Source organism: Kineosporia mesophila (genome assembly GCF_021129235.1).
Classification (GTDB): Bacteria; Actinomycetota; Actinomycetes; order Actinomycetales; family Kineosporiaceae; genus Kineosporia; species Kineosporia mesophila.
On the sequence record NZ_JAJOMA010000009.1, the window covers coordinates 1 to 22,796 of the forward strand.

General features: G+C 68.4%; 21 protein-coding genes. 5 read left to right on the top strand and 16 right to left on the bottom strand.

Features of this window, described 5'->3' with window-relative positions; genetic code table 11:
- Positions 1-495: 495 nt before the first annotated feature.
- Entirely contained in the window at positions 496-1,146 is a 651-nt protein-coding gene (locus LR393_RS14125) for a TetR family transcriptional regulator (protein ID WP_231484359.1), read from the top strand.
- Here LR393_RS14125 and LR393_RS14130 read toward each other — a convergent pair.
- Positions 1,143-1,529 carry a roadblock/LC7 domain-containing protein gene (locus tag LR393_RS14130; RefSeq protein WP_231484360.1) on the bottom strand — a complete coding sequence of 129 codons (387 nt, stop codon included), beginning with the start codon at positions 1,527-1,529 and terminating at the stop codon, positions 1,143-1,145. The two genes, LR393_RS14125 and LR393_RS14130, sit on opposite strands and share 4 nt — an antisense overlap.
- An 814-nt stretch (positions 1,530-2,343) precedes the next feature.
- On the opposite strand from LR393_RS14130, the gene LR393_RS14135 reads away from it, so the two are divergent.
- The 4 genes from LR393_RS14135 to LR393_RS14150 all read left to right on the top strand — a co-directional run bounded on the left by LR393_RS14135 (position 2,344) and on the right by LR393_RS14150 (position 4,500).
- Complete coding sequence (locus tag LR393_RS14135; RefSeq protein WP_231484361.1) at positions 2,344-2,898, top strand: hypothetical protein; 555 nt, start codon at positions 2,344-2,346, stop codon at positions 2,896-2,898.
- The gene (locus LR393_RS14140) at positions 2,895-3,122 is read left to right on the top strand and encodes a hypothetical protein (protein ID WP_231484362.1); all 228 of its coding nucleotides are present in this window, start codon (positions 2,895-2,897) and stop codon (positions 3,120-3,122) included. The genes LR393_RS14135 and LR393_RS14140 overlap by 4 nt, the downstream gene beginning before the upstream one ends.
- Positions 3,119-3,631 (top strand): hypothetical protein, encoded by a 513-nt coding sequence (locus LR393_RS14145; protein ID WP_231484363.1) that lies wholly within the window; start codon positions 3,119-3,121, stop codon positions 3,629-3,631. Before LR393_RS14140 ends, LR393_RS14145 begins: the two co-directional genes overlap by 4 nt.
- Positions 3,632-3,885: 254 nt before the next feature.
- Entirely contained in the window at positions 3,886-4,500 is a 615-nt protein-coding gene (locus LR393_RS14150) for a hypothetical protein (protein WP_231484364.1), read from the top strand.
- A gap of 80 nt (positions 4,501-4,580) precedes the next feature.
- On the opposite strand, the gene LR393_RS14155 is transcribed toward LR393_RS14150, so the two are convergent.
- The 15 genes from LR393_RS14155 to LR393_RS14225 all read right to left on the bottom strand — a co-directional run bounded on the left by LR393_RS14155 (position 4,581) and on the right by LR393_RS14225 (position 22,553).
- Positions 4,581-4,883, bottom strand: a complete 303-nt coding sequence (locus LR393_RS14155; RefSeq protein WP_231484365.1) for a hypothetical protein — start codon at positions 4,881-4,883, stop codon at positions 4,581-4,583.
- Positions 4,884-5,114: 231 nt separating this feature from the next.
- Positions 5,115-7,271 carry an MMPL family transporter gene (locus LR393_RS14160; protein ID WP_231484366.1) on the bottom strand — a complete coding sequence of 719 codons (2,157 nt, stop codon included), beginning with the start codon at positions 7,269-7,271 and terminating at the stop codon, positions 5,115-5,117.
- A gap of 19 nt (positions 7,272-7,290) precedes the next feature.
- Positions 7,291-9,630 carry an FAD-dependent oxidoreductase gene (locus tag LR393_RS14165; RefSeq protein ID WP_231484367.1) on the bottom strand — a complete coding sequence of 780 codons (2,340 nt, stop codon included), beginning with the start codon at positions 9,628-9,630 and terminating at the stop codon, positions 7,291-7,293.
- Positions 9,623-10,864 (bottom strand): beta-ketoacyl synthase N-terminal-like domain-containing protein, encoded by a 1,242-nt coding sequence (locus tag LR393_RS14170; RefSeq protein WP_231484368.1) that lies wholly within the window; start codon positions 10,862-10,864, stop codon positions 9,623-9,625. Before LR393_RS14170 ends, LR393_RS14165 begins: the two co-directional genes overlap by 8 nt.
- The gene (locus LR393_RS14175) at positions 10,861-12,147 is read right to left on the bottom strand and encodes a beta-ketoacyl-[acyl-carrier-protein] synthase family protein (protein ID WP_331282944.1); all 1,287 of its coding nucleotides are present in this window, start codon (positions 12,145-12,147) and stop codon (positions 10,861-10,863) included. Before LR393_RS14175 ends, LR393_RS14170 begins: the two co-directional genes overlap by 4 nt.
- The gene (locus tag LR393_RS14180; RefSeq protein ID WP_231484369.1) at positions 12,144-13,124 is read right to left on the bottom strand and encodes a cupin domain-containing protein; all 981 of its coding nucleotides are present in this window, start codon (positions 13,122-13,124) and stop codon (positions 12,144-12,146) included. Before LR393_RS14180 ends, LR393_RS14175 begins: the two co-directional genes overlap by 4 nt.
- The gene (locus tag LR393_RS14185) at positions 13,121-13,396 is read right to left on the bottom strand and encodes an acyl carrier protein (RefSeq protein ID WP_231484370.1); all 276 of its coding nucleotides are present in this window, start codon (positions 13,394-13,396) and stop codon (positions 13,121-13,123) included. The genes LR393_RS14180 and LR393_RS14185 overlap by 4 nt, the downstream gene beginning before the upstream one ends.
- On the bottom strand, positions 13,396-14,778 hold the full coding sequence (locus tag LR393_RS14190) for an acetyl-CoA carboxylase biotin carboxylase subunit (protein ID WP_231484371.1): 1,383 nt from the start codon (positions 14,776-14,778) through the stop codon (positions 13,396-13,398). The genes LR393_RS14185 and LR393_RS14190 overlap by 1 nt, the downstream gene beginning before the upstream one ends.
- Positions 14,779-14,783: 5 nt before the next feature.
- The gene (locus LR393_RS14195; protein ID WP_231484372.1) at positions 14,784-15,290 is read right to left on the bottom strand and encodes an acetyl-CoA carboxylase biotin carboxyl carrier protein; all 507 of its coding nucleotides are present in this window, start codon (positions 15,288-15,290) and stop codon (positions 14,784-14,786) included.
- On the bottom strand, positions 15,287-17,023 hold the full coding sequence (locus LR393_RS14200) for an acetyl-CoA carboxylase carboxyltransferase subunit alpha (protein WP_231484373.1): 1,737 nt from the start codon (positions 17,021-17,023) through the stop codon (positions 15,287-15,289). The genes LR393_RS14195 and LR393_RS14200 overlap by 4 nt, the downstream gene beginning before the upstream one ends.
- The gene (locus LR393_RS14205) at positions 17,020-17,376 is read right to left on the bottom strand and encodes a TcmI family type II polyketide cyclase (protein ID WP_231484374.1); all 357 of its coding nucleotides are present in this window, start codon (positions 17,374-17,376) and stop codon (positions 17,020-17,022) included. Before LR393_RS14205 ends, LR393_RS14200 begins: the two co-directional genes overlap by 4 nt.
- Positions 17,377-17,494: 118 nt before the next feature.
- Positions 17,495-18,394 carry a sulfurtransferase gene (locus LR393_RS14210; RefSeq protein WP_231484375.1) on the bottom strand — a complete coding sequence of 300 codons (900 nt, stop codon included), beginning with the start codon at positions 18,392-18,394 and terminating at the stop codon, positions 17,495-17,497.
- Positions 18,394-19,026, bottom strand: a complete 633-nt coding sequence (locus LR393_RS14215) for a helix-turn-helix domain-containing protein (RefSeq protein WP_231484376.1) — start codon at positions 19,024-19,026, stop codon at positions 18,394-18,396. The genes LR393_RS14210 and LR393_RS14215 overlap by 1 nt, the downstream gene beginning before the upstream one ends.
- Before the next feature lie 118 nt (positions 19,027-19,144).
- Positions 19,145-19,837 carry a helix-turn-helix domain-containing protein gene (locus tag LR393_RS14220; RefSeq protein ID WP_231484377.1) on the bottom strand — a complete coding sequence of 231 codons (693 nt, stop codon included), beginning with the start codon at positions 19,835-19,837 and terminating at the stop codon, positions 19,145-19,147.
- 574 nt (positions 19,838-20,411) lie between these two features.
- Positions 20,412-22,553 (bottom strand): putative bifunctional diguanylate cyclase/phosphodiesterase, encoded by a 2,142-nt coding sequence (locus tag LR393_RS14225; RefSeq protein WP_231484378.1) that lies wholly within the window; start codon positions 22,551-22,553, stop codon positions 20,412-20,414.
- Positions 22,554-22,796 lie beyond the last annotated feature (243 nt).

Below are 22,796 nucleotides of genomic sequence, written 5' to 3' on the forward strand. Positions count from 1 at the left end.
GCTCACCCCGGCCGTCACGGCCGGAACTCCGGGTTCTGCCGGGACCGCGGGCCTGCTCACGCACGCCAGCTTCGCGGCGGGTGGCCCGGGCCAGTCAGATATCACCGGTCAGCCGCAGGCCTGAGGATTGCCGGAGAGGAACCGACCATCACGATGGTCAGTTTCGTGAGCACTCCATCCTTCCGGTCGATGACGACAAGGTGGAACCCACCGGCAGGCCCCGCACCGCGGCGATATCGCTGGCGACCCCAGCGAGGCCCGTTACGTCGTCGAGGCCCGGGAGCCCACGATCGTGCCGGTAGACATGAACAGGCCACGCCGGGGCGGAGTCCAGACCCTGCAGCGGTTGCGGGGCGAGGACCCCACCCGGCGTGGATCATGGCCGGCACGTCCAGGTTCGCCACGTCGACCGCGTCGACGACCATGCCTTTCGCAAGCACAGCCGTTACATAGTCGCAGCATGCGACTGAGTCTCACTCACGGGTATCATGAACCATGGCTCCACAGACACGCACCGGCACGACGTCGGCGATCGAGGCGCCGGCCGAGTCGCTGCGCGAGCGCCGACGCCGTCAGACGACCGACGAGATCAGCGCCGTCGCCCTGCGCCTGTTCGACGAGCGGGGTTTCACCGAGACGACTGTGGACGACATCGCCGGCGAAGCCGGGGTCTCGCGAGCGACCTTCTTCCGCTACTTCAGGTCGAAGGAAGAGGCGGCACTGCACGAACTGATCGATCTGTCCGGGGCCATGGACCGGCGCTCCCGGGCGTCCTCGGCCGTCGCCCCGACCCTTGCCGCCCTCACCGAGTGCACCGCCGACCTTCTCAGCCGGGTGACACCGCAGCAGATGACCCACTACGCCGTCCTGCGCCAGCTGATCGAGCGCGAGGACGCGCTACGGCAGGCCGCGGACGCTCATGCCCATGCCCTCGCCGAGAGAATCCGTTCGCGGTTGCTCGCGACGGAGCAGGGGAACGACCGACTCGAAACCCGCGTCCTGGCAGAGACTACGGTCGCCCTTCTGCAGGCCACCCTCGACGAGTGGGTGGACTCCCCGGAGTCCGACCTGGTGGCCTTGTACCGCGACGCCGTCGAGAGGTTGCGACGCTGCGCGGCGCTTCCCGAGGAGCAGCGCGGTCTCTAGCGCCTGATCTCCGGCGAAAGGTGCTGTCCGACGCGGTCGACCAGCATCGTCATCTCGTAGCCGACCAGGCCGATGTCAGAGGTCGGCGCGGCCAGCACGCCCAGCCACGAACCGTCGGAGACCGCCATCAGCAGCAGGAACCCACCCTGCATCTCGACGACCGTCTGAATCACCGATCCCGCTGTGAAGAGCATCGAGGCGCCGTTGGTGAGGCTGCCCAGGCCGGAGGCCACCGCGGAGAGCTGGTCGGCGCGATCGCGTGGCAGCCCTGCTGAACTCGCCAGCAGAAGACCGTCGGACGAGACCACGGCCGCATGTGCCACGCCTGGTACCCGCTGTGCGAACCCGTCGACCAGCCAGGTGACGTCGGTACTCGTGTTCACTGGTCCGCTCCTCGTTCTGCGCTTGTGCTGATGAAAAGACTTGCCCCACGCGGACTGAACGTGGACGCCGGGTCTGACTGCGGTCTGGTCCTGCGGGCGCTGGTCAGGCCGCGCTGGTAGCTCCCCAGACGGCGGCGCATGAGCGCGGCCTCAGCTATGGGGTCTCGTTCACCCACCGGCCCGAACCGATCGGGCCACCGGTCGGCCCCTACCTCGCCGGCCCGCGGACCCTGCTCACCGGATTCGTCCGTCTCCCGGACCGAGGCGGCGCGAGGGCTCGGGAGCAGCCGCAGCGGGCCACCCGGCTCCCCTGCGCTGCGGGGACGTCCGCCGGGCTCCCGGTCATGCTCCGGCCGGCCACTCATGCGCGGCTCACCCTTCTCGACCGAGATCGAGGGGCGACCTGTACGCACGTCGCCTCGTGCGCGTCGTCCATCATGCGTCGTCCATCCTGGAGGCAGAGTCGCAAACTGCGACTAAGTCTCAGAAGACTACTATGGACGAGGGCTGACGAGCCCTCCGTCGCGCAAGAATCTTGACCGCTGGCCGCGGCCCCTCCGATTGATGGAGATCCAGGCAGACCCACGCCGTGAGAGCTCGCGGAACCACCCGTTGCGCCCCCACACCTCCGCTTGAAGGCCTTCCGAAGCTCTTCTGGATGAGGCCGAGGATCGAAGAGACTCGTTGGCCGCGCAGCCCGTTGTTTTCGTCGCGCCGATACCCCGCTCAGGCTATCGGCATTCCCACGGGCCACTATAGGAAAGCCCGCAATCTGGACATGCGACGGTATCTCACACCCCTGAAGATCCTGACCATGCGTACATGGCTCGTCGGAGCACCCCGCTGGAAGCTCGCGCTGGTCCAGGGAACCTTCTTCGGGGCCGGCCTGGCCATCTTCGCCTTCTTCTCCTCCAGCGGTCCCGAAGAGGGTGCGGCCCGTTTCATCGGCCCCGTGGTCGTGGGTGTGGTCGGAGGCGTGGTCTTCGGCTTCTTCATGGGCCACGTCATCGCCAACCTGAACGGCGCCCTGGTCAGAGCGGCCGGGCTGAACGATCCCCACGAGCTGCGCCAGGCCATCCGCGCCGGCCGCCGGGGCTCCGTTCCGGCCGACCCCCGTATTCGTCAGGCTGCCCTCCGGGTGGCCCGGCACCATCTCAGCGAGGCCGAGCGTCGAGGCAGAAGCTCACGCACCCTCTTCGCCGTGTTCACTCTTGCCTACATCGCGATGGCAACCCTGCTCTCACCCTGGTGGCTGGTCACCGCGGCCTTCTTCGCGGCCCTGCTGGTCTGCACCGTGATCCAGCCCAACCGCCTGACCCTCCGCATCGTCGACCTGGAAACCACGAACAACGAACAGGTTGTTCCGTGAGCTACCGGCACATCAACCGCGTTCACTGGTTTTTCCCGCTCTCGGTGAGTGTGGGGACGAGCGCAGTTCTGGCTCTGGTTCTCCACATCGTCGGCCTGCTGGCCTGCGTGGTGTTCTTGCCCCGGCTGGTGTTCCACCGGGTGCTGAAGACGCGAAACGACCGCCGCGTCAACGAACTCGCCGCCGCGAACGACGCACACGACACCGGGCAGGCTGCCCCGTGAGGAACCGCCTGATCACCGCGCCCTGGTGGGTGATTTCCATCTGCCAGATCGTCGTCGGTACCGCCTTCACCCTCGGGTTCGTGACCTTGATGTTTCCCGACCACCCCTTAGAACGATTCGTGCCGTCGATGCTGGGCCTTCTCATCTGGGGCACGGCAGACGGCCGGATGACCGCGGACCGCGTGCGCCGCACGATCGAGGCCACCGGCCTGACCGAGTACCACGACGTGGACCAGGCCCTGACAGCCAGCCGCCGTGGGCAGATACCACCGGATCCCCGACTGCGCCGGGCAGCCCACGGCCTGGCCACCCGACGGCTCGCTCGGCTTCAGAAGAACCGCACCCGGTTGCTCCCGTTCGAGATCGGGTCGACGGCGCTCTACGTGGCCATGGCCGTGTTCGTAGCACCGCGATGGTGGATTGCCACCGTGGTGCTCCTGGTCTCCATCGGGCTGACGTCCCGGCAGTTCCGGACGACAGCCGCCCGGATCAAGGCACTGTCGGAATGACCTGCGTCAAGACCCCGAAAACCCGGCCCCGTTCGGTCAGGATGTCCAGCTCTTCGTGCGGCAGTTGGCGCCTCTGACGTAAAGGGCCTAGGACGCGCGGGTCTGGTTTTCAGCGGACAGGTCGGGTGCCGGTCAGGGCGATCTCGTAGGCGTCCACAGCCGCACCAGGGATGACGTCGGTGTGTCATCCGGCCGGGCCCGGCGAGGCCGGACTGCGAAGTCGCCGAAACACCACGAGTCGTCAAGAATGGATCATGCGAAACCGACGGAAGCGCAGCCCCACCTGGGTACTGGCGCTGGCGGGCGGGCTCCTCGCCGGACTGGCCTGTGCACTGGTGCGGGTCCTACTGGCGCTGGCCATCGAGCCTGACCGCCTAGCAGCAAATGCCTTGTCCGGGTTCCTTTACGGCCTCATGTTCGGCCTGGTCATGATTCCCGTGACGATCCGGCGGAACCGGCGCGCGGCCGAGCGCACCGGGCTCGAGTCCGACGAACTGTCCCAGGCGCAGAAAGCCAGTGCGAAAGGCCCCGTCCCGACCGACCCCCGATTGCTGCGCGCTGCGCGAGACCTGTGCGCCGACAGGGTCGCGATGCTGGAGCGCCGCCGGGTGTGGCGGGGCGGCACGCAGATCGTCATCGCGCTCATCGTCGTCGCAGCCGCTGTGGCCTGGTCGTGGTGGTTCCTGCTGCCGGGCGGGATCGTCCTGGGAATGGGCGCGTACCTGGTGTTTCTTCCCAGGCTGGTACGACGTCGACTGGCTGTTCTCGACGGCGCACTGATCAGGACCGGCCCGCAGCCCTCGACCGAAACTGCCCAGCAGACATCGGCGCGCAACAGTGACCAGGTCTCCCCGTACGAACCGACGTGAAACGACTGCCGGTGAGGCGATACCCAACCGATGTCCACCGGCGTCCGCCGCCAGGAGCAACGGACGCCGGGCACCCGGCATCAGCCGCGGGCGGCGCCGCCGCGATAGCGATGCAGGAGGCGACGAGCCCCACGCCGATCCTGACGATTTGCCGTCGTGCGCCAGCGATTCCGCTCCGCGCCACCATTGTCCAGACGCACGCCGTACAGCCCCGGACCATAGGTCCAGTAGCAGCCGTGACGGATACGCTCGACGCCACCGGGCGTCACGTCCACGGGCAGGGTGCAGGGCCCGTACCGATGATCATGGCGCGCACGACTGGTCCACAGCGGGACGTCCGCGAGCCTGACCCGGTACGGCCGATGCTTGTCGGTTCTGCTCATGACGGTCACCTTTCGGTTCCGCGACGCCCCGGCCGGGGCGGTCGCTGGACCGGATGCACAGCCATCACGAACAGATTCCTCTCCCACATACCCACCGGCACACCAGACCCATGGACGAACCACCTCAGGGATCTCCCCGATCCTCGAACAGCGACGCCAGGTCGGTCCAGACGCCCACGTCAGCGCAACCGTGGACATGCGCTTTCCCGATGAGGCTTGCCGGTGCTCCTCCTAACGAGCACCCGCATCCGAGTCTTGAGCAGGACCGCTGCCGATCAGTTCTTGCTCGCTCCGCGCGTCCAGCACCGTGGCCTCCTGGTGCCGGGGGCGCCCGGGCCACCACCAGTTGGCCTGCCCCATCGCTCCCACCAGCGCCGGGGTGAGCACTCCCCGCACGACCGTCGCGTCCAGAAGAATACCCAGGGCCAGCGTGGTGGCGAAGATCTTGACATCCACCACCGGCACGGTGGAGAGGGCCACGAAGGCGAAGAACAGGATGAGGGCGGCGCAGGTCACCAGCTGACCGGTGTGGGCCAGGCCGGTGACCACGGCTGTGTCGGTGTCCTGCCCTCCGTCGCGCTCCTCGCGGATACGGCTGAGGATGAACACCTCGTAGTCCATGGACAGGCCGAACAGGAACGAGAACGCCGCGATCGGGACCCAGTACGTCAGGCTGCCCGTCGCACTGACGCCGAACAGCGTCTGCGTCAGATGACCCTCCTGCCAGATCCACACCGTGATGCCGTACGCGGCCGCGATCGAGACGCCGTTCAGCACGAGCGCCTTCACGGGCAACCACACCGAGCGCACGGCGTAAGCCAGCAGAGCGAACGTGATGGCCACGATCATCAGCAGAATCCACCAGGCCTGGCCGTAGATCGCTTCCACCGCGTCCACCTCGGCGGCGGCACTCCCCCCGACCCTGGTGACACGCAGTTGCGTACGTGCGGTGTCACGGACGCGGTCCAGGCTCCGTCGGGCCTGCTCGGTGGAGGCGTCCTGGGTCAGCACCACACTCATCAGCTCATCGCCGTCAGCCTTCCAGGCCGGGCCGGCCGGAGCGAGAACTGCCGAGACTCCCTCGACCGCGGCCATTTTCGTGACGGCCGATGTGGTGTCGCGAGCGAGCACCTCAACCGGCCGGGTGACCCCGGGAGGAATGCCCGCCTCCACCGCCTGCCGGAAAGCCACCGCCGGGGCGGAGGTTCCGTCGGCGACGGCTGCGCTCTCCGGAGCCCCCAGGCGCATCCCCAGAACCGGCGAGGCCAGCACCAGCAGCACTCCCACCGAGACCAGGATGCTGGCCCAGCGAAAACGCAGAACCCCCTGGCCGACACGGTGCCACAGGGCGCTTTCGGTGCGGGGGGCCTGACGGCGGGGCCACTCCAGGCGCGGGCCCAGGGTCAGCAGCAGCACCGGCAGAAGGGTCAGCGCGACCATGACACTGACCAGCGGGATGAGCAGTCCGCCGATGCCGACGCTTCGCAGGAACGGCACAGGCAGCACCACCAGGGCGGCCAGCGAGATGGCCACGGTGACCCCGCTGAACAGGACCGAACGCCCCGCTGTGGACATGGCGATGCGCACGGCGCTGACCTCGTCCGCGCCGTTCGCGCGTTCCTGACGCCATCGCATGACGATCAGCAGCGAGTAGTCGATGGCCACCCCCAACCCGATCAGGCCGATCAGGTACTGGACGATGAAGCTGATCTCGGTGACCGCGGTCAGTCCCAGGACCAGCAGGAACGTCGTGGTGATCGCCACCGCCGCGGTCACCAGGGGTATCAGGGCCAGGAACGAGCCGAAGACCAGAGCCAGGATGATCAGGGCGGCCCCGGCCCCCAGAGCGATCTCCACTGCCACCGGCCGCTCCTCACCACCGTTCTCGGCCAGCAGCTGAGCTCCGGTGATGCGGACCGGGGCACCGGCCACCGACTGCCGGGCCACTTGCTGTTCCAGCTGGGGCAGGGCGGCGGCGTAGGGGTCGGGGCCCGGCACGGTGGGCGGATAGACCAGGGCGACTGCGGTGCGTCCGTCCCGCCCGATGAGCCTTCGCGCACCCCGGCCCTCGTCGAACGGTGTGGCGACCCGCCAGCCCGGCTGGGCCAGCTGCCCGTACAGCGCCGTCAGGGCCTTGCGCTGCTTGATGACGGTCGTAGTGTCGGGCACCGTGACGACGATCAGCAGCGGATCGGTCGCCCCGCCGTTACCGAACTCCTCGGCGATCGCCTCGTTGGTCTCGTACCCGGGCCGGCCCGGTGTGCTGAAGTCGTAGCCCAGCCGGTCGACGGTGGTGGCGGCCAGCGCCCCACCGGCGACCGCCAGAACCACCCAGGCCAGGACGACCCACCGGCGATGGGCCAGGACCAGGTTCGTGAATCGGGACATGGATCCGACAGCCGACCCTTCAGCGATAGATCAGCGTGAGGTGCTCACGCAGGGCGGGCGAGGACATCGGCACACTCCGGTAACCGATGTGCCCGTCGGGACGCACGAGATAGGCCGCGGGGCCGCCCAACTCGTAGATCTTGGCGAAATACCCGTCGCCGTCCCGGTAGACGGGCAGGTCGTGCACATTCTCCGGCAGCGTCTGCTGCGGCAGCTCGTTCGCGACGATCATGCAGATGTTCAGTTGCCCGGAAGTAACTTCCCGGGCCAGTGCGGCCGCGCTGCCGATCTCGGCCAGCCCGGCATCGCCAGTGCTCGCGTCGGCGTACAGCACCAGCGTGGCGCGCGGATCGTTCAGGACGTCGAAGAGCCGCAAGGGATGACCGACCCCGAATCTGCGCAGACCGGTGACGTCCGGGGCGCGGTGCCCGGGCAGTGGCCCGGCGCCGGGGTCGATCTCCTCGCCGATCTGCTGCCCGACCAGCGGGCTGTCGGCGTAGTTCATCGTCATCTGCATCTCCAGCAGGAACTGGGCCTTCTGGTCCTCCATGTCCATCTCGTCGGTGAAGGCGAGGTTGACGGCCCGGTCCACGATGGCCCGCCCGGCCGGCCGGCGCTCGGCCTCGTAGCTGTCCAGCAGGTCCGGACGGGAGTGCCCACGCAGGACCTGCGCCAGTTTCCAGCCCAGGTTCCAGGCGTCCTGGATGCCGGTGTTCATGCCCTGGCCGCCGGCCGGTGGGTGCAGGTGGGCGGCGTCGCCGGCGACGAACACCCGCCCCTGCCGGTACCGGTCGACAATGCCGTGCTTGATCCGGAAGACCGAGGACCAGCGCAGGTTGGAGGCCGTGGTGCCGGGTGGGGCCAGGTCGTCCAGGACGTCCTGGATGTCGTGGAGCCCGGGCGGTTCGTACTCCTGCCAGAACCCGGCCGGGACCACCCCTGAGCCGACACTTTGCTGCAGATGTTCCGGGGCCAGCGTCGCCACCCGGTATCGCCCCCGGCCCTTCAGCGGCACGCAGACCAGCATGCCGGTGAAATCACCGTCCTCCTCGATCCGCACGAACCGCAGCAGGTGCCCGGCCGGCATGTCCCAGTCCAGGTCGACGTCACCGAGCATGAACAGCTGCGGGAACATCGAGATACCGCCCTCGAAGGTGAGCCCCAGCTCGGCCCGCACCCCGCTGTGCGCACCGTCGCAGCCGACCAGATACTTTGCCGCGAGCGAGCTTTCCGTTCCGTTCACGTCGCGTACCTGCGCCTGCACGCCGTCCGTGCCCTGATGCAGGCCGGTCAGTTCCAGGCCTCGTTCCACCTGCACACCCAGGCGGTTCAGGCGTTCGTGCAGGATGCGTTCGGTCTCGTACTGCGGCAGCCCCAGGTGGGCGTAGGGCAGTTCTTCCAGATGGGACCAGTCGACCTGGTGCGTGAGTCTGCCGTTCACATAGACCGTCTGCCCGTACAGCCACGTCCCTGCGTTGATCGCCTCGGTCACCACCCCCTGGCGTTCCCAGATCTCCATGGTCCGGCAGTGGATCCCGATGGCCTTGTCGGCCTGGGTGGCAGCTTCCTGGCGGCGCTCGATCACCCGCACGCCGATGCCGCGCCGGGCCAGTTCGATCGCCAGCGTCAGACCGGTCGGCCCGGCCCCCACGACGATCACGTCAGAGAAGGACATCGGTTCCGGCCCTCGCGGTACCTCCACCCGGCGCACGTCGACAGCCTCGATCGGGGAAGCTGTTTCAGCCTTCTCCGGCCGCTGACGCACCTGGTAGACCTGGCGGCTGAAATCGACCGAGAGCCATCGGGCCAGAGGTCCCGCGTCCTTCAGGTGGGCCGGGTCCTCCACCCACTGCAGGAACTCCTGCTCCGACTCCCACTCGGCAAAGATGTGGTAGCGCAGCCCGTCCGGTTCCAGCAGCAGTTCCTCCCGCAGGTGCCCGGGGGCGGTGGAAACCCGCTCGGCCACGGTGAGATAGGCCCGTTCGAAGTCGGCCTCCTCGCCCGGCTGCACGCTGGTGCTGACGTCCACCCGCACCGGCCGGGCCTGGCCGGCACTGAGCGACTCCAGCACCGCGAAGGTCGAGCGGGATGCCTCCTCGCGCAGGTCACGCAGTGCCTCGGTGAGGTGCTCGCGCAGGTCCGAACGGCCGAAGGCGTCCACCGAGGCACGGTCGGCCCAGTCGGAAACGATCATGAACGTGCGGGGGTCGGCGTCGTCGCGCAGCAGTTGCTGGCTCAGGTTGCCCGGCACCAGGCTGATCCGGGGTGCGGCCCGCTGCCAGGCCGCGGCGAAGGCATTTTCGCACCCCTCGCGGGCGCGCATCCGCACGATGGTGCGGACGATGGACTTCTCACTCATGGGATTCCTCCGGACGGTAGCGGCGCAGAACCAGGCAGCTGTTGAAACCGCCCAGTCCCCGGGCATTCACCAGGACGGTCTGGACCGGTTGCGGACGCGGGCGGCGAACGAGCTCCAGGCCCGGGGCGGTGATCGGCTCGTGAAGGTTGCCCACGGCGGGAAGAAAGCCGTGGCGGATGCACAGCAGGGCGGTGGCGGCCGCCAGAGCGGAACCCCCGGCTCCCATCCGCCCCACCAGCGCTTGGGGAGCGGCTACGGGAACCGGGGACGACCGGTGCCCGAACACCTCCTGAAGGGCCCGGATCTCCAGCCGGTCCCAGTCGGGAAGCCCCGCCGCGTCGGCGATGACCAGATCCACCTCCTCGGCGCTGACCCCGGCGTCGCTCAGGGCCAGGCGCATGGCCCGCGTCAGCTGGGAACCGGCTTCGTGGTCGGGCCCTGCGGTCACGTCGTGGGTGGCATCGTGCGTCGCCGCGTACCCGGCGATCTCGCCGTAGACCACCGTGTCGTCGTGCCGCCCCAGACGGTCGGCGTCCTGCACCAGCAGGACCGCCCCGCCTTCCCCCGGCACGAACCCGCTCGCACCGGTGTCGAAGGGCGCGTAGCCGCCGGCGCTCAGGCGCCCACCGGCGGCCTGACAAGCCAGTGCATACGGCGAGAGACCGGCTTCGGTACCACCGGCCAGCACCGCGGCCGTTCCCCGCCGGATCACCCGGCGGGCGTGGCCCAGACTGTCCAGGCCACCCGCTCCCTCAGTCACCAGCACGCTGGAGGAGCCCTTGAAACCGTGGCGGATCGAGACCTGACCGGTGCTGGCGGCGTAGAACCAGGCAATGGACTGGTAAGCGGTGACCGCGCGCGGCCCTCGGGTGTAGAGGCTGGTCATTTCCCGCTGCCCGAACTCGTTGCCGCCCGAGGCCGCAGCCAGGGAGACCGACACCGCATAGGGGTCCTGATCGCCGGGGTCGAAACCGGCGTCGTCCATCGCCAATTGCACTGCTGCCAGCGAGAACCAGGTCCAGCGGTCGGTCTGGATCAGGAGCCGCTCGTCGACATGGTCGGCGGCCCGGAAACCCGGCACCTGCCCGGCCCCGGTGACCCCGTAGGTCCTGGCCCTGTCCCCCGGTAGTGGCGTGATACGGGACTCGTTGGCCTGCAGACTTTCCCAGTGCGCGGCCACCCCGACACCGCTGGGGGCCACGACACCCAGGCCGGTGACGACGGCCCGGCTCACGAGGCGATCCGGTCGTGGCCGGTCAGGACGATCGCCGACTGGAAACCGCCGAACCCGCTGCCGACCGAGACCGCGACGTCGATCGGCATGTCCCGGGCGGTCTTGGGCACGTAATCCAGGTCGCAGTCGGGATCCGGGGTCTCCAGGTTGGCGGTCGGCGGCACCACCCCGTACCGGATGGCCAGGGCGCACGCAGCGACCTCGATCGAGCCGATCGCACCCAGCGAGTGCCCCACCATCGACTTGATCGAGCTCATCGGGGTGCGATAGGCGTGCTCACCCAGGCTGCGGCGCACCGCGGCGGTCTCGTGCCGGTCGTTCTGCTTGGTGCCCGATCCGTGAGCGTTGACGTAGTCCACCTGGTCGGGAGCCAGGCGGGCCTGACGCAGGGCCTCGTCGATGGCGATACTCATCTCGGCGCCGTCGGGGCGCAGACCGGTCATGTGAAAGGCGTTGGAGCGGTTGGCGAAACCGCCGATTCGGGCGTAGACGTGAGCGCCGCGAGCGCGGGCGTGGTGTTCCTCCTCCAGGATCAGGACCGCGGAGCCTTCGCCCATCACGAATCCGTCGCGGGTGGCGTCGAAGGGGCGGGAGGCGGTCTGCGGGTCGTCGTTACGGGACGAGGTGGCCCGGATCGCGTCGAAACAGGCCACCGAGATCGGTGAGATGGGGGCGTCGGCCGCGCCGGCGATCACGATGTCGGCCTCCCCGTCCTCGATCAGCTGCAGCCCGTGCCCGACCGCGTCGATGCCGGAGGTGCAGCCGGTGGACATCAGCGAGGTGGGGCCGTGGGCGTGGAAGCGGGCGGCCAGCTCGGCCGCGCCGCTGCTGGGCTGCAGCACCCGATCCAGGAAGTGACTGCCGTAGGCCGGGTCCACCAGCCACTGCCGGCCGCCGTCGCTGACGTCGACGTATTCCTGTTCCAGCCTCATGGTGGCGCCCACGGCACTGCCCAGACTGACCGCCAGCCGGTCGTGATCCACGCCGTTGCCGGAGTTCAGGTCCAGGCCCGAGTCCGTGACCGCCTCGTCGGCGGCGATCATCGCGAACTGTACGAAGCGGTCGGTGCGAGCGATCTCCTGCGGGCTCAGCCCGGCCGCGGCCATGTCGATGTCGACCTCGGCGGCGATCTGCGAGCGGAACGGCGCCGGGTCGAAGAAGGTGATCCGGCGGGTGGCGGTGCGCCCGTCGATCAGCAACTGCCAGAACGCTTTCCTGCCCACTCCGCCGGGCGCCACCACCCCGATGCCGGTCACGACGGCGGCCCGGTGCAGGCCCTTCACTGCTTGACCTTGGGCCGGGGGCCGGTAGCCGGGGCGACCGGAGCTGGTTGCGCCCGGCGCATCGGTTCGTGCGGCGCGTCGGGGGCCGGCAGCGCTTCGGTGTCCACGTGGCCCAGGCGTGGTTCGGGGGCCAGCGGGGCCAGCTGAAAAACCAGGTGCGCCTCCTGCTCCCCCTGGTTGTGCAGGCGGTGCCGGGTGCCGATGGGAACGCAGACTCCTTCCTCGGCGTGCAATTGCCGCGGCTGCCCATCGAGGGTCAGGGTGATCTCACCGCTGACGCAGTAGATGAACTCCTCGGAGTAGGGGTGCCAGTGCTCGGTGACGACCTCACCGGGCAGCAGTCGCAGGACACCCATGAAACCCGCCGTGGCCCCGCAGGTCGACGGGGACAGAAGCGTTCGCAGGTCACCGCCCCGACGGCGGTTGGAGGGGACCTGCGACAGCCGCACCGTCGGGATCCGGTCCTGACCGGCGGCCACCTGTGCCCGCGCGGCCTGCTCAACCTTCTCGCGGATCAGTTGCATCTGGATGCCGGTGTTGGCGTTCATCCGCGCGGTCATGGTGGCGTCGTCGACCGGGGCATCCGGGCGCATGGCGAAGTCCTGGACCCAGCGCATCCGCACCCCGCCACCGGCCGCCTCGTACGTCCACCGGATATCCATGAACTGGAACGGCCCGGGTTCGGTGCGCCGCGCCTGGACCTGACGGTTCTGGCGGTCCAGCGTGCGCTCGGACACCCAGGACCAGACCTGGCCGTTCTCGTCCGGGTGCATCGAGAGCCGGAACCGGACGGTGGAGCCCTTCTGCTCGAGGATCTCGGCCTGGGCGTACTCGCTGAAAAGCTCCGGCCAGGAGGCCACGTCGTTGGTCATGTCCCAGACCAGGTCCATCGGAGCGTCGATGACGATCTCGTTGTCGACGTGCCCGGGGGTCTGGACCTCCGCTCGGGCGGGCTGCTGCCGGCTCTGGGTGCTCATCGCGGAGCCACCTCCTGGGAGACGCCGGCCCGGGCCCCGTTGACCAGGTCGACCAGCCGGCCCAGCGGATAGTCCTCGGCCTCGTCCATCTCGTCGATGGCCACCCCGTAGCGTTCCTGCAGCACTGTCTGCAACTGCAGGAAGGCCAGGGAGTCCAGACCGATGTCGGTCAGCGTGAGCGAGGTGTCCTCGGTGCGTTCGGAGGCCGGCAGTCCCACCGCCGTCACGAGTAGGTTCATCAAGTCGGCCATGGTGAAGGCTTGGTCGGTCATCAGATCTTCCCTCCGGCAGTTGCCTGCAGGTGCAGCGGCGATCCGGCCCCGTCGAGGAAACCGGTGTGGTGGCGGCCGGACCGGAAGGTCTCGGACGCCAGGATGTCCTGGTGCAGTTCCCGGGTGGTGGCCACTCCCGGCCCGTCCACCCGCAGTTCGGACAGGCAGCGGCTCATCCGGGCCACGGCCCGCTCCCGGTCCGGCGCCCAGGTGACGATCTTGGCCAGCAGCGAGTCGTAGTGCTGGCTGACGACGGCCCCGGCCCGGTACCCGGTGTCGATCCGCACCCCCGGTCCGCCGGGCACGTCGAAGACACTCAGAAGCCCGGGGGTGGGCAGGAAGTCACGAGACGGGTCTTCGGCGTTGATCCGGCACTCGATCGACGCTCCGGTGAACACCACGTCCGGCTGGCGGATGCCCAGCGGTTCCCCGGCCGCCACCAGAATCTGCTCCCGGACCAGGTCCAGGCCGGTGACCATCTCCGTGACCGGGTGCTCGACCTGGATGCGGGCATTCATCTCCATGAACGCGAAGCTGCCCTGCTCGTCCATGAGGAACTCCAGCGTGCCGACCCCGGTGTATCCGACGGCCAGGGCACCTTGCACGGCGAGCTCACCGATGTGGGCCCGCTGGGCCGGGCTCAGGCCCACCGCGGGAGCCTCCTCCACCAGCTTCTGGTGGCGTCGCTGCACCGAGCAGTCGCGCTCGCCCAGGTGCACACCGTTGCCGTGCTGGTCCACCAGCACCTGGACCTCGATGTGCCGGGCCCTTTCCAGATACTTCTCGATGTAGACACGGCTGTCGCCGAACACGTTCTGCGCGGTGCGCCGGGTGGTGGTCCAGGCCTGAGCCAGGTCGGCCGGATCCCGGACGACGGTGATGCCCCGGCCCCCACCCCCGGCCGCGGCCTTGATCACGAGCGGGTACCCGGTGGCGGCCGCCACCGCCCGGGCGTGGTCGAGATCGTTCACCGGCCGGGTCGAGCCGGGCAGCAGCGGCAGGCCGGCCTCGGCCATCAGTTCCCGGGCGACCGCCTTGTTGCCCAGTTGCTGCATGACCTGGGGCGGTGGCCCGATGAACACGATGTCGTGGTCGGCGCAGATCTGCGCGAAATCAGGGTCTTCGGAGAGGAAACCGTATCCCGGATGGATGGCGTCGGCGCCCGCGGTCCGGGCCGCCTCGATCACCGCCGGGATGTTCAGATAGCTACGCCGGGGTGCGGGCGGGCCGATCTGCACGGCCTGGTCGGCGAACCGCACCACGGCCGCGTCACAGTCGGCGGTGGAGTGCACCGCCACGGTGCGCAGGCCCAGTTCCCGGCAGGTGCGGGCCACCCGCAGGGCGATCTCGCCCCGGTTGGCGATCAGCACGGTGGAGAACATCTGTCTCACCCGCCCTCGACCGGGCCGGCCGGCTCAGCTGCGGCGATGCGCACCAGGGTCTGACCGAACTGCACCGATTCACCGTCCGCCACCGGCAGTTCCAGTACCTGCCCGGCCACATCGCAGATGATCGGGTTCATCAGCTTCATCGCTTCCACGATGCCCAGGGTCTGACCGGTCTGGACCGCCGAGCCCACCTCCACGAAGGTTGACGCGCCGGGCGAGGGAGCCCGGTAGAAAGTACCCACCAGCGGTGAGGGGACCGCGTGGACCCCGGCCCCGGCCGGCGCGTCCGGCGTGCCGCCGTCAGACCTCGCGGCCACGGCCGGGGCGGCGCCGCCCGGCTCACCGTGCCAGTCGATCTCCACAGAACTACGGCCGTGGCGCACCGAGATCCGTCGCACCTGGCCGGGCAGCTGCCGAGCCAGCAGAAGAGCCTGATCCGTGATGTCGACCGCGCCCGGGTCCGGCTCGGACTGCATTTCGCTGTCTGGTCGTGCTGTCTGTTTCATGCGCTTGCCCCTTCCACGACGACCTGTGTCACGTGCTCGGTCTCGACCTCGAGCGGCGGCTCGGCCAGGATCGACGGCTGCCCGAAGCGCCGGATGCGTTCTCGCCGGCGCTGCGCACGCTCCCGCTCGTCCCCGGAGCAGATGTCCTCCAGCACCTGCGTAACAGCGGCGCGCAGACGTTCGTGCATCGCCGCCGGGTCCCGCTGGGCTCCCCCGGGCGGCTCGGGCACGATCTCGTCGGCCACCCCCAAGTCGTAAAGGTCCGCAGCGGTCAGCCGCAGCGCGGCTGCCGCCTTCGGGGCGGCCTGGGCGGTACGCCACAGGATCGAGGCACACCCCTCCGGACTGATCACCGAGAAGAAGGCGTTCTCCAGAACCAGCAGACGGTCGCCGGTGGCCAGGGCCAGGGCACCGCCGCTCCCACCCTCCCCGGTCACCACACTGACCACGGGAACCATCAACTGGCTGGATGCCGCGATGATCTCGGCGATGGCGGCGGACTGCCCGCGTTCCTCCGCCTGCACCCCGGGATAGGCTCCAGGAGTATCGATCAGGGTGACGACCGGCAGCCCGAGCCGTTCGGCGTGCCGCAGCAGGCGTAGTGCCTTGCGGTAGCCCTCCGGGTGCGGCATGCCGAAGTTGCTCTGAACGAGATCGTTGGTTGTGTGGCCCTTCTGGTGACCGATCACGACGACCGCGCGCTCTCCCAGGCGAGCCACACCGCCCACGACGGCCGGATCGTCGCCGAAGGCGCGGTCGCCGTGCAGCTCGAGGAAGTCGTCGAACGCCTCCGCCAGGTATTCACGGGTAGTGGGTCGATCACGGTCCCGGGCCCGCTGCACCACGGCCCAGGCCTCCTGAGGCTCGGCGGTCCCCGGCCCAGCGGCCTGACGAGGCACACCGGCAGAGCAGCGCCTGCCGGTTACGCCGACCGTTGCGGCCGGGGCCCGGCGGTGCAGCCGCAGGATGCGGGCCAGCACCGGCCGTAGTTGCTCGCGGTGCTCGACCCGGTCGACCAGGCCGTGCTCCAGCAGCGAATGCGCCCGCTGAAACCCGGTGGGCAGGTCTTCGCCCACGGTCTGGGTGATGACCCGTGGGCCGGCGAACCCGATCAGCGCACCCTCTTCCGCGATCAGGATGTCGCCCAGCGAGGCGAAGGAGGCTGTCACCCCGCCAAAGGTGGGATCGGTCAGGACGCAGACACTCAGCAGTCCGGCCTCGCGCATCTGCGCCATGGCCTGGGCCGTCCTCGCCATCTGCAGCAGGGCCTGGACACCCTCCTGCATACGGGCACCGCCGGAGGCGGTGATCAGGACGAGAGGCAGCGATCGCCTCTGGGCCTCTTCCACGGCGGTGCAGACAGCCTCTCCCACGGCGCTGCCCATGCTTCCGCCCAGGAAACCGAAGTTCATCACCCCCAGAACGCACGGGGTGCCACCCAGGACCGCCGTCCCGACCACGGCCGCGTCATCCTGCCCGGTGAGCTGACGGGCCGTTGCCAGGCGCTCACCGTAGGGACGTGAGTCCGCGAACGTCAGCGGATCGTCGTCGGTGGCGCTGACCGACAGGGTCCGAAAGGTGTTTTCGTCCACCAGTTGAGCGATGCGCTCCACCGCGCTGAGACGGTGGTGATGGGCACACTCCGGGCAGACCTGGAGGTTACGGCGAAGGCGCGGCCGGTACACCAGGGACCGGCAGCCTGAGCAGGAGACCCACTGGCCGGTGGCGCTCATGACTGCGGCTGCCAGGTGTAGAAGCGTTGCGCGGCCGCATCGGCCGGTGAACGCCAGGTCGGCAGATACGGCTGGATGAACGGTCGCAACCGATCACTGATGTCGGTGAATCCCGGCAGCCCGACCCCGGCCCGCATCGCCTCCTCGGCGCTGCGATCGAAGTCGATGATATGGACGTACAGGTCGCCCAGACTGTGAAGGGATCGCTGGCGCACCCCCAGGGCGTACGGCAGGTCGGTGCGGTCGGAGTCTCGGAAGATGCCCGCCACGGCTTCTTCGGAACCCGGCTTGATCCGGGCCACGATCACCTGGCGGCACACCGTCGACGGGTCGGAGCTGTTCGGACTGGACATGAGAACTAGCGTTGTCCGCCAGTTTTGGATCGTCAACCACTTCAGGGCCGACGCGGGCCGATGGTCAGGAGCCTGCCGCCGCCACGGTCAGGAATCTGCCAGGATCAGGCGGCACCCGTCAGGAACGCGCCACGGGAACGTTGACCAGACTGCCGTATTCGGCCCACCCGCCGACATAGTGCCGGACCCGGGGGTGATGAAGGAGTTCCGACAGCACGAACCACAGCAGCGAACTGCGTTCGGCCACCCGGCAGTACACCGCGACGTCTGATTCAGCCGTCAGCCCGGCCTCGGCGAACGCCTCCCGCAGCTCGTCCACCGGGCGGAAGTACGGCCCCTGGAGCATGGAGCCCGAAGGCACATTACGTGAACCCGCGATGTGCCCAGTGACCCGATGCCGTTCGACCGGCAGATCCAGCGCGTGACGCCCGCTGCCCTCGTACTCGGCCGGGGTGCGGCAGTCCAGCAGCAGGGCAGGGTGGGGACGCTCCACGTAACTCCGCAGCAGTTCGTCCCTTTCCAGCATGGCCCAGGAGTTGAGGCCGCTGCTGCGGTAGCCCGGCCCGGACGGGACGACCGCCACGTCGGGCACCTCGGTGTCGGTGCGCCGGCCCTTGCGGATCCAGCCCTGCAGTCCCCCGTCCAGCAGACTGAGCCGCCGATGACCGTACAGCCGCATCAGCCAGTAGGCGAAGGCGGCGTAGTTTCCGTCCCCGGCCGAGTAGAACACCACGTGGTCCTCCGGACGTACGCCCTTGACCTGCATCAGCTCCTCGAAATGGGTACGCGTCAGCGGGCTCCTGCGTACTCGTTCGTACAGCTCGTCATAGGTCGCGAGCGGCAGCGCTCCTGGAATGTGGTTCTCGTAGTAAGCCGCGGAGTCGTCGTCGACCTGGAACAGCACCACGTCCTGCCGATGTGTGGCCAGCCAGTCCGCGTCCACCAGGGGCGGGCCCGAGGGGCGATCGAACTGTTCCGCGCCGGACGACCCCGCCGGTAGGGATGGTTCCAGGCTCATCAGGACTTCCGTTCATCGAGAAGACCCCAGCGCTGAGCATTCAGCAGCGCCTGGGTACGTGTGTCCGCGCCCAGTGTTTGATACACCCGCGCCAACAACCGATACATTTCCCGCTCCGAATAGGCGGACCCGTGGGCCAGGGCGGCCACGGTCGCCCCCTGCCCCAGCCCACGTAACCATTGCACCTCCTGCTCGGACAAGGCCGGCGCGTCGGCCTGGACCTCGGCCTGGACCAGCACCCGGCGCACCTGGGTCGGCAAGGTGAAGAATCCCCGCGCCGCCGAGCGCACCGCATCCACGACCGTGTCCGGATCGCCGTCCATCTCGACGAAACCTGAGGCCCCGCGGCGTACCGCGGCCAGAAAGCCGGAGTCGTCCACGCTGTCCGTCAGCTCCACCACGGCGCATCGCGCACGGGCGATGTCAGGCCGCAGGCTCGACGGCAGCATCGGGATACGGTCCTGCGGCATCACCACCACGAACCGCCCCTGCTCCGGAACCGACTGAGTCAGCTGTTCCACGGGGGTGACGCTGACCTGTTGCAGCCCGGACTGCAACAGGGCGTGCCTGAGACCGTGGGAGTACAGGGTGGGCAGGCCCACCAGGTGTACCCCTGCTTCCGGCACCGTCATACGCCGTTCCATCGCGCCTGCGCGAGAAACATGGCTTGCCTCCGGAGGCGTCGAGGATGACTGTCAGGCGCCGAACGCGCCGGACGACAGAGCGGGGCACCCAGCACGACGTGCCCACTCAGGTGAGCAGGCCTGCGCGCTGAGCGGCAAGCAGTGCGGCCGAACGGTTTGCGACCCCCAGCCGCCGGTAGAGACGACTCAGGGAACGGTACATCTCCCGTTCCGAGCGCAGGTAACTGCGGGCCAGCTCGCCGACCGTACGCCCGGCAGCCAGATCGGCAAGCCAGCGCCGCTCGATATCGGTCAGATCAGCACCGACGGCACCGGTGGCCCGAGCCAGGGCCTCCACCACGGAAACCGGCAGTACTGTCCGGTTGTGCAGGGCCGAGCGCAGAAGACTGATCATGTCTTCCAGTTCGGCCTGGGCAGGGATGACACCCGCCGCACCAGTGGCAAGCCCCCATCGATACGCCTGCGGGCTGCTGTCAGATATCAGCAATGCCGTTCTGACGCGGTCCCGGCGCAAATCCGCGAGCCAGCCGTCGACGTTCGCTTGCTGAGTCTCGGGAAACACCAGCAGAACGCTGTCAGCTACCCCCAGAACTGCCGTCAGGTCACCTGAACCCGACAGACAGCAGCAGGCTATGCCCGCATCGGCCAAGCCAGTACATAGACCGTGTGCGTAGACACCACTGATACCAATGAGCACGATGAGGTCGGAAAACCTCCTGCCGGAGGCAGTTTCAACGGATGTCCGACACCGGTGGCCCACCGATGTATGTTCTTTCAAGTTTTCATTTAGCGCGTCCACGACGTCTTCCCCCCGGAGAGCCCATAACACGGGCGTGACCCCACTCGCTCACCCCGCGCACGGCAGCTTCGAATGCAGAGGCTACCGCCCCTTCTCGCTCCGACCGAGCCAAATGGACTAATCGGCTTGTGCGGCCGACATCACATGAACGCTTGCTGCATCAGATCAGCCCCGTCCCGCAGGAGGCCGGTTGAGACAAAGCCGTGACTGGCACCGGAATACCCGAAACTTTCCCAGCTCGTGAGAGCACCGTAGCCAAGGTCAGCTGTAAACCGTGGTGGATTCGTTCAATCCGACCCAGTGGCCGTAGCGACCCATCGATAGGTCGACTTATTGAACATGGCCAGAATGGTGGAATCGCGTTCCCCTACAACTGACGTCCAACTCATCCGTAGGATGGGTTTGCCTTGCAGCGAGCCTGCTCGGACGCCAGCGAGCTGCATAGTGGTCGCGGGGTAGGTCCTCTCCCCGTGTCGGCCTACCTCAGGCACCACCCGGCCCCTCGCCCCTTCTCCCCCGCTGAGGGCGAGGGTCGGTGGTGTCCTGATGTCGGCATACCGTGTTGGGTCGGCCCTCAGATGCTCAGCTCCGAGGCCACTGCGCACGAACCGGGCACGCGGACGAGCTCATATCGTCTTAGCCAGTCGTCAAAGTCCGCAGCGGGCAAGGGCCGGCTGTGGAGATAACCTTGTGTCTCGTCACAGGACAGATGCGCCAGCGCGGCCAGCGTAGGCTCGTCCTCGACCCCCTCCGCCACCACTCGCAGATGCAGGTCGTGCGCCAGGGCGATGGTATTGGCCACAATGGCAGCAGCCCGTGGGTCAACCAGCAGGTCCGCGGTGAACGAGCGGTCCAGCTTCAGCTCGCTGACCGGTAGTTGCCGCAGTTGCGTCAACGACGAGTACCCGGTCCCGAAGTCATCGATACTGACCTGGATCCCCAGAACCATGAGCGCCTTCACCACGGACACACTGCGCTCGGGCTCGCGCAGAAGCGCCGTCTCGGTGATTTCCAGCACCAGCGAGGTCGCCGGCACCTGATACTCGTCCAGAAGCGCCTCAACGGTCTTCGGCAAAGACCGGTCCAGCAGTGTTCCCGCCGAAAGATTAACGGAGACACGAATATCGCGGCCGACAGACCGCCACCGGGATTGCTGGGCGACGGCCTGGGTCAGTACCTCCCGCGTGATGGCGTCCATCAGTCCGTGGGACTCCGCAAGGGGCAGAAATTGCCCCGGCATGAGCAGCCCGAGCCGAGGGTGCTGCCATCGGACCAGAGCTTCGGCTCCCGCCAGCAGACCGTTTCGGGTCTCTCCGGTGACCACGCCGGATGGCGTTGTGCGGTCGTCCTGGAAACCGGTGTGCAACTGAGGTTGATAGTGGACCTTCAGCTCGCCGGTGGTGATGGCCCGTCGAAGTTCACCCACCATGGCCAGGAGTCCCCGGGGATCGCTATGACGTTCGGGCTCGTAGGCGACCACGAGCAGGTCGTTCCGCTTGGCGTCGTACATGGCGGTGTCGGCCTGACGCAGGAGGGTCGCGGCGTCCATCGTCGCTTCCCCTCGCCGCGCGGTCACGATCTCCTCGGGCGGTGACCATGACGTCACCCCGACGCTCAGATCGACATGCACGCTCATACCGGCCAGCTGGAACGGCTCCGCAAATGTCTCGGACAAGAGGGACAGAGCCCTTTCCCCGTCGGCGCCGGTCGGCGACACGATCGCGAATTCGTCGCCGCCCAATCGTCCCAGCAGGGCGGACACAGGCAGCCGTGACTGCACCCGCTGATTGACCATGCGCAGGAGATCGTCGCCGACGCTGTGTCCCAGACCGTCGTTGACCTCCTTGAAGTGGTCCAGGTCGAAGACCGCCAGCTGAGTGGCGCGGTTCTGGGCCACGCGTGATTCCAGGCGGCGAAGGAGCGCGCGACGGTTGGACCCTCCGGTCAGATCGTCCGTCAGAGCCTCCGCCCGGCTGGCCGCGAGCTGGACGAGCTCGCGCAGGTTGATCAGCAGGCGAATGCTGGACCCCATGACGGCGGCGACCGCGCACAAGGCCACCAGGGCGGGAACCCCGGTCAGAAGGGCTGCCACCAGCACGGCCATCCCCGCGCTGACCACCACGAAGGCACCGACGGTGGACTTGACCGGATCAGATGCCTGGGTGGGTACGAACCGGACCGGTTTCAGGGCGGCGGTGGCCAGCAACAGCAGTCCGAAACACCAGACGCACAGTGTCCATCCCGGGAGCGAGCCGTCGGCGAACAAACCGAAGACGCCACTGGCACCGGCCATCAGGTAGGCGCCCGTCACCAGCCAGATGCGCAGATCCAGGTACAGCCGACTGACGGATGCTGCGGTCAACGCGGCCGTGACAACGACGATCCACACAGCGCTCTGCGCAGCCAGCAGTTGTTCGCGCCAGGTCACGGTGGCCAGCAACAGCCCTTCCCCGTTGTCGGGAGCGTTCCAGGCCAGGCAGCATCCGATGAGTGCGGTCACCACCAGCACCGAGCTGATGCCGTTCAGCAGATCGTCCGGGTCCACGCCGGCACTGTGGCGGCTCCAGCGGACGACGGCGCAGTACGTCAGCGGAAAAGTCACCAGTGTGCCCAGAGCGGCCGGCAGCTCGGAAAGCCCGGAGGTGCCGGGAAAGAGCGACAGCACCTCCGTCGCCAGTCCGCTGAGTCCGAAGACGGCGCAGGCCGCGCTGAACATCCGCCACACGCGCTGCTCGGCCAGGGACCGCCGGGCGCGCCAGGTGACGATCCACCAGGTGGCCCCGAGCGCGGTGGCGGCCGAGAGGATCCGGGCATCGCGCCAGATGCCCTCGTGACCGATGACGCCGCCACCCAAGCTCATCAGCTGGAGGACCGTCTGCCCGATCAGGGCGATGACCAGGGCGAGAACGGCCGTTCCAGCCGGGTGCGACACGGCCGACCAGAACCTGTTCGCGGAACC

Coding starts and splice junctions, on each gene's coding strand:
- LR393_RS14125 (WP_231484359.1), top strand. CDS start 496: ATGGCTCCACAGACACGCACCGGCACGACGTCGGCGATCGAGGCGCCG.
- LR393_RS14135 (WP_231484361.1), top strand. CDS start 2,344: ATGCGTACATGGCTCGTCGGAGCACCCCGCTGGAAGCTCGCGCTGGTC.
- LR393_RS14150 (WP_231484364.1), top strand. CDS start 3,886: ATGCGAAACCGACGGAAGCGCAGCCCCACCTGGGTACTGGCGCTGGCG.
- LR393_RS14155 (WP_231484365.1), bottom strand. CDS start 4,883: ATGAGCAGAACCGACAAGCATCGGCCGTACCGGGTCAGGCTCGCGGAC.
- LR393_RS14160 (WP_231484366.1), bottom strand. CDS start 7,271: ATGTCCCGATTCACGAACCTGGTCCTGGCCCATCGCCGGTGGGTCGTC.
- LR393_RS14165 (WP_231484367.1), bottom strand. CDS start 9,630: ATGAGTGAGAAGTCCATCGTCCGCACCATCGTGCGGATGCGCGCCCGC.
- LR393_RS14180 (WP_231484369.1), bottom strand. CDS start 13,124: ATGAGCACCCAGAGCCGGCAGCAGCCCGCCCGAGCGGAGGTCCAGACC.
- LR393_RS14185 (WP_231484370.1), bottom strand. CDS start 13,396: ATGACCGACCAAGCCTTCACCATGGCCGACTTGATGAACCTACTCGTG.
- LR393_RS14190 (WP_231484371.1), bottom strand. CDS start 14,778: ATGTTCTCCACCGTGCTGATCGCCAACCGGGGCGAGATCGCCCTGCGG.
- LR393_RS14195 (WP_231484372.1), bottom strand. CDS start 15,290: ATGAAACAGACAGCACGACCAGACAGCGAAATGCAGTCCGAGCCGGAC.
- LR393_RS14200 (WP_231484373.1), bottom strand. CDS start 17,023: ATGAGCGCCACCGGCCAGTGGGTCTCCTGCTCAGGCTGCCGGTCCCTG.
- LR393_RS14205 (WP_231484374.1), bottom strand. CDS start 17,376: ATGTCCAGTCCGAACAGCTCCGACCCGTCGACGGTGTGCCGCCAGGTG.
- LR393_RS14210 (WP_231484375.1), bottom strand. CDS start 18,394: ATGAGCCTGGAACCATCCCTACCGGCGGGGTCGTCCGGCGCGGAACAG.
- LR393_RS14215 (WP_231484376.1), bottom strand. CDS start 19,026: ATGACGGTGCCGGAAGCAGGGGTACACCTGGTGGGCCTGCCCACCCTG.
- LR393_RS14225 (WP_231484378.1), bottom strand. CDS start 22,553: ATGTTCAGCGCGGCCTGCGCCGTCTTCGGACTCAGCGGACTGGCGACG.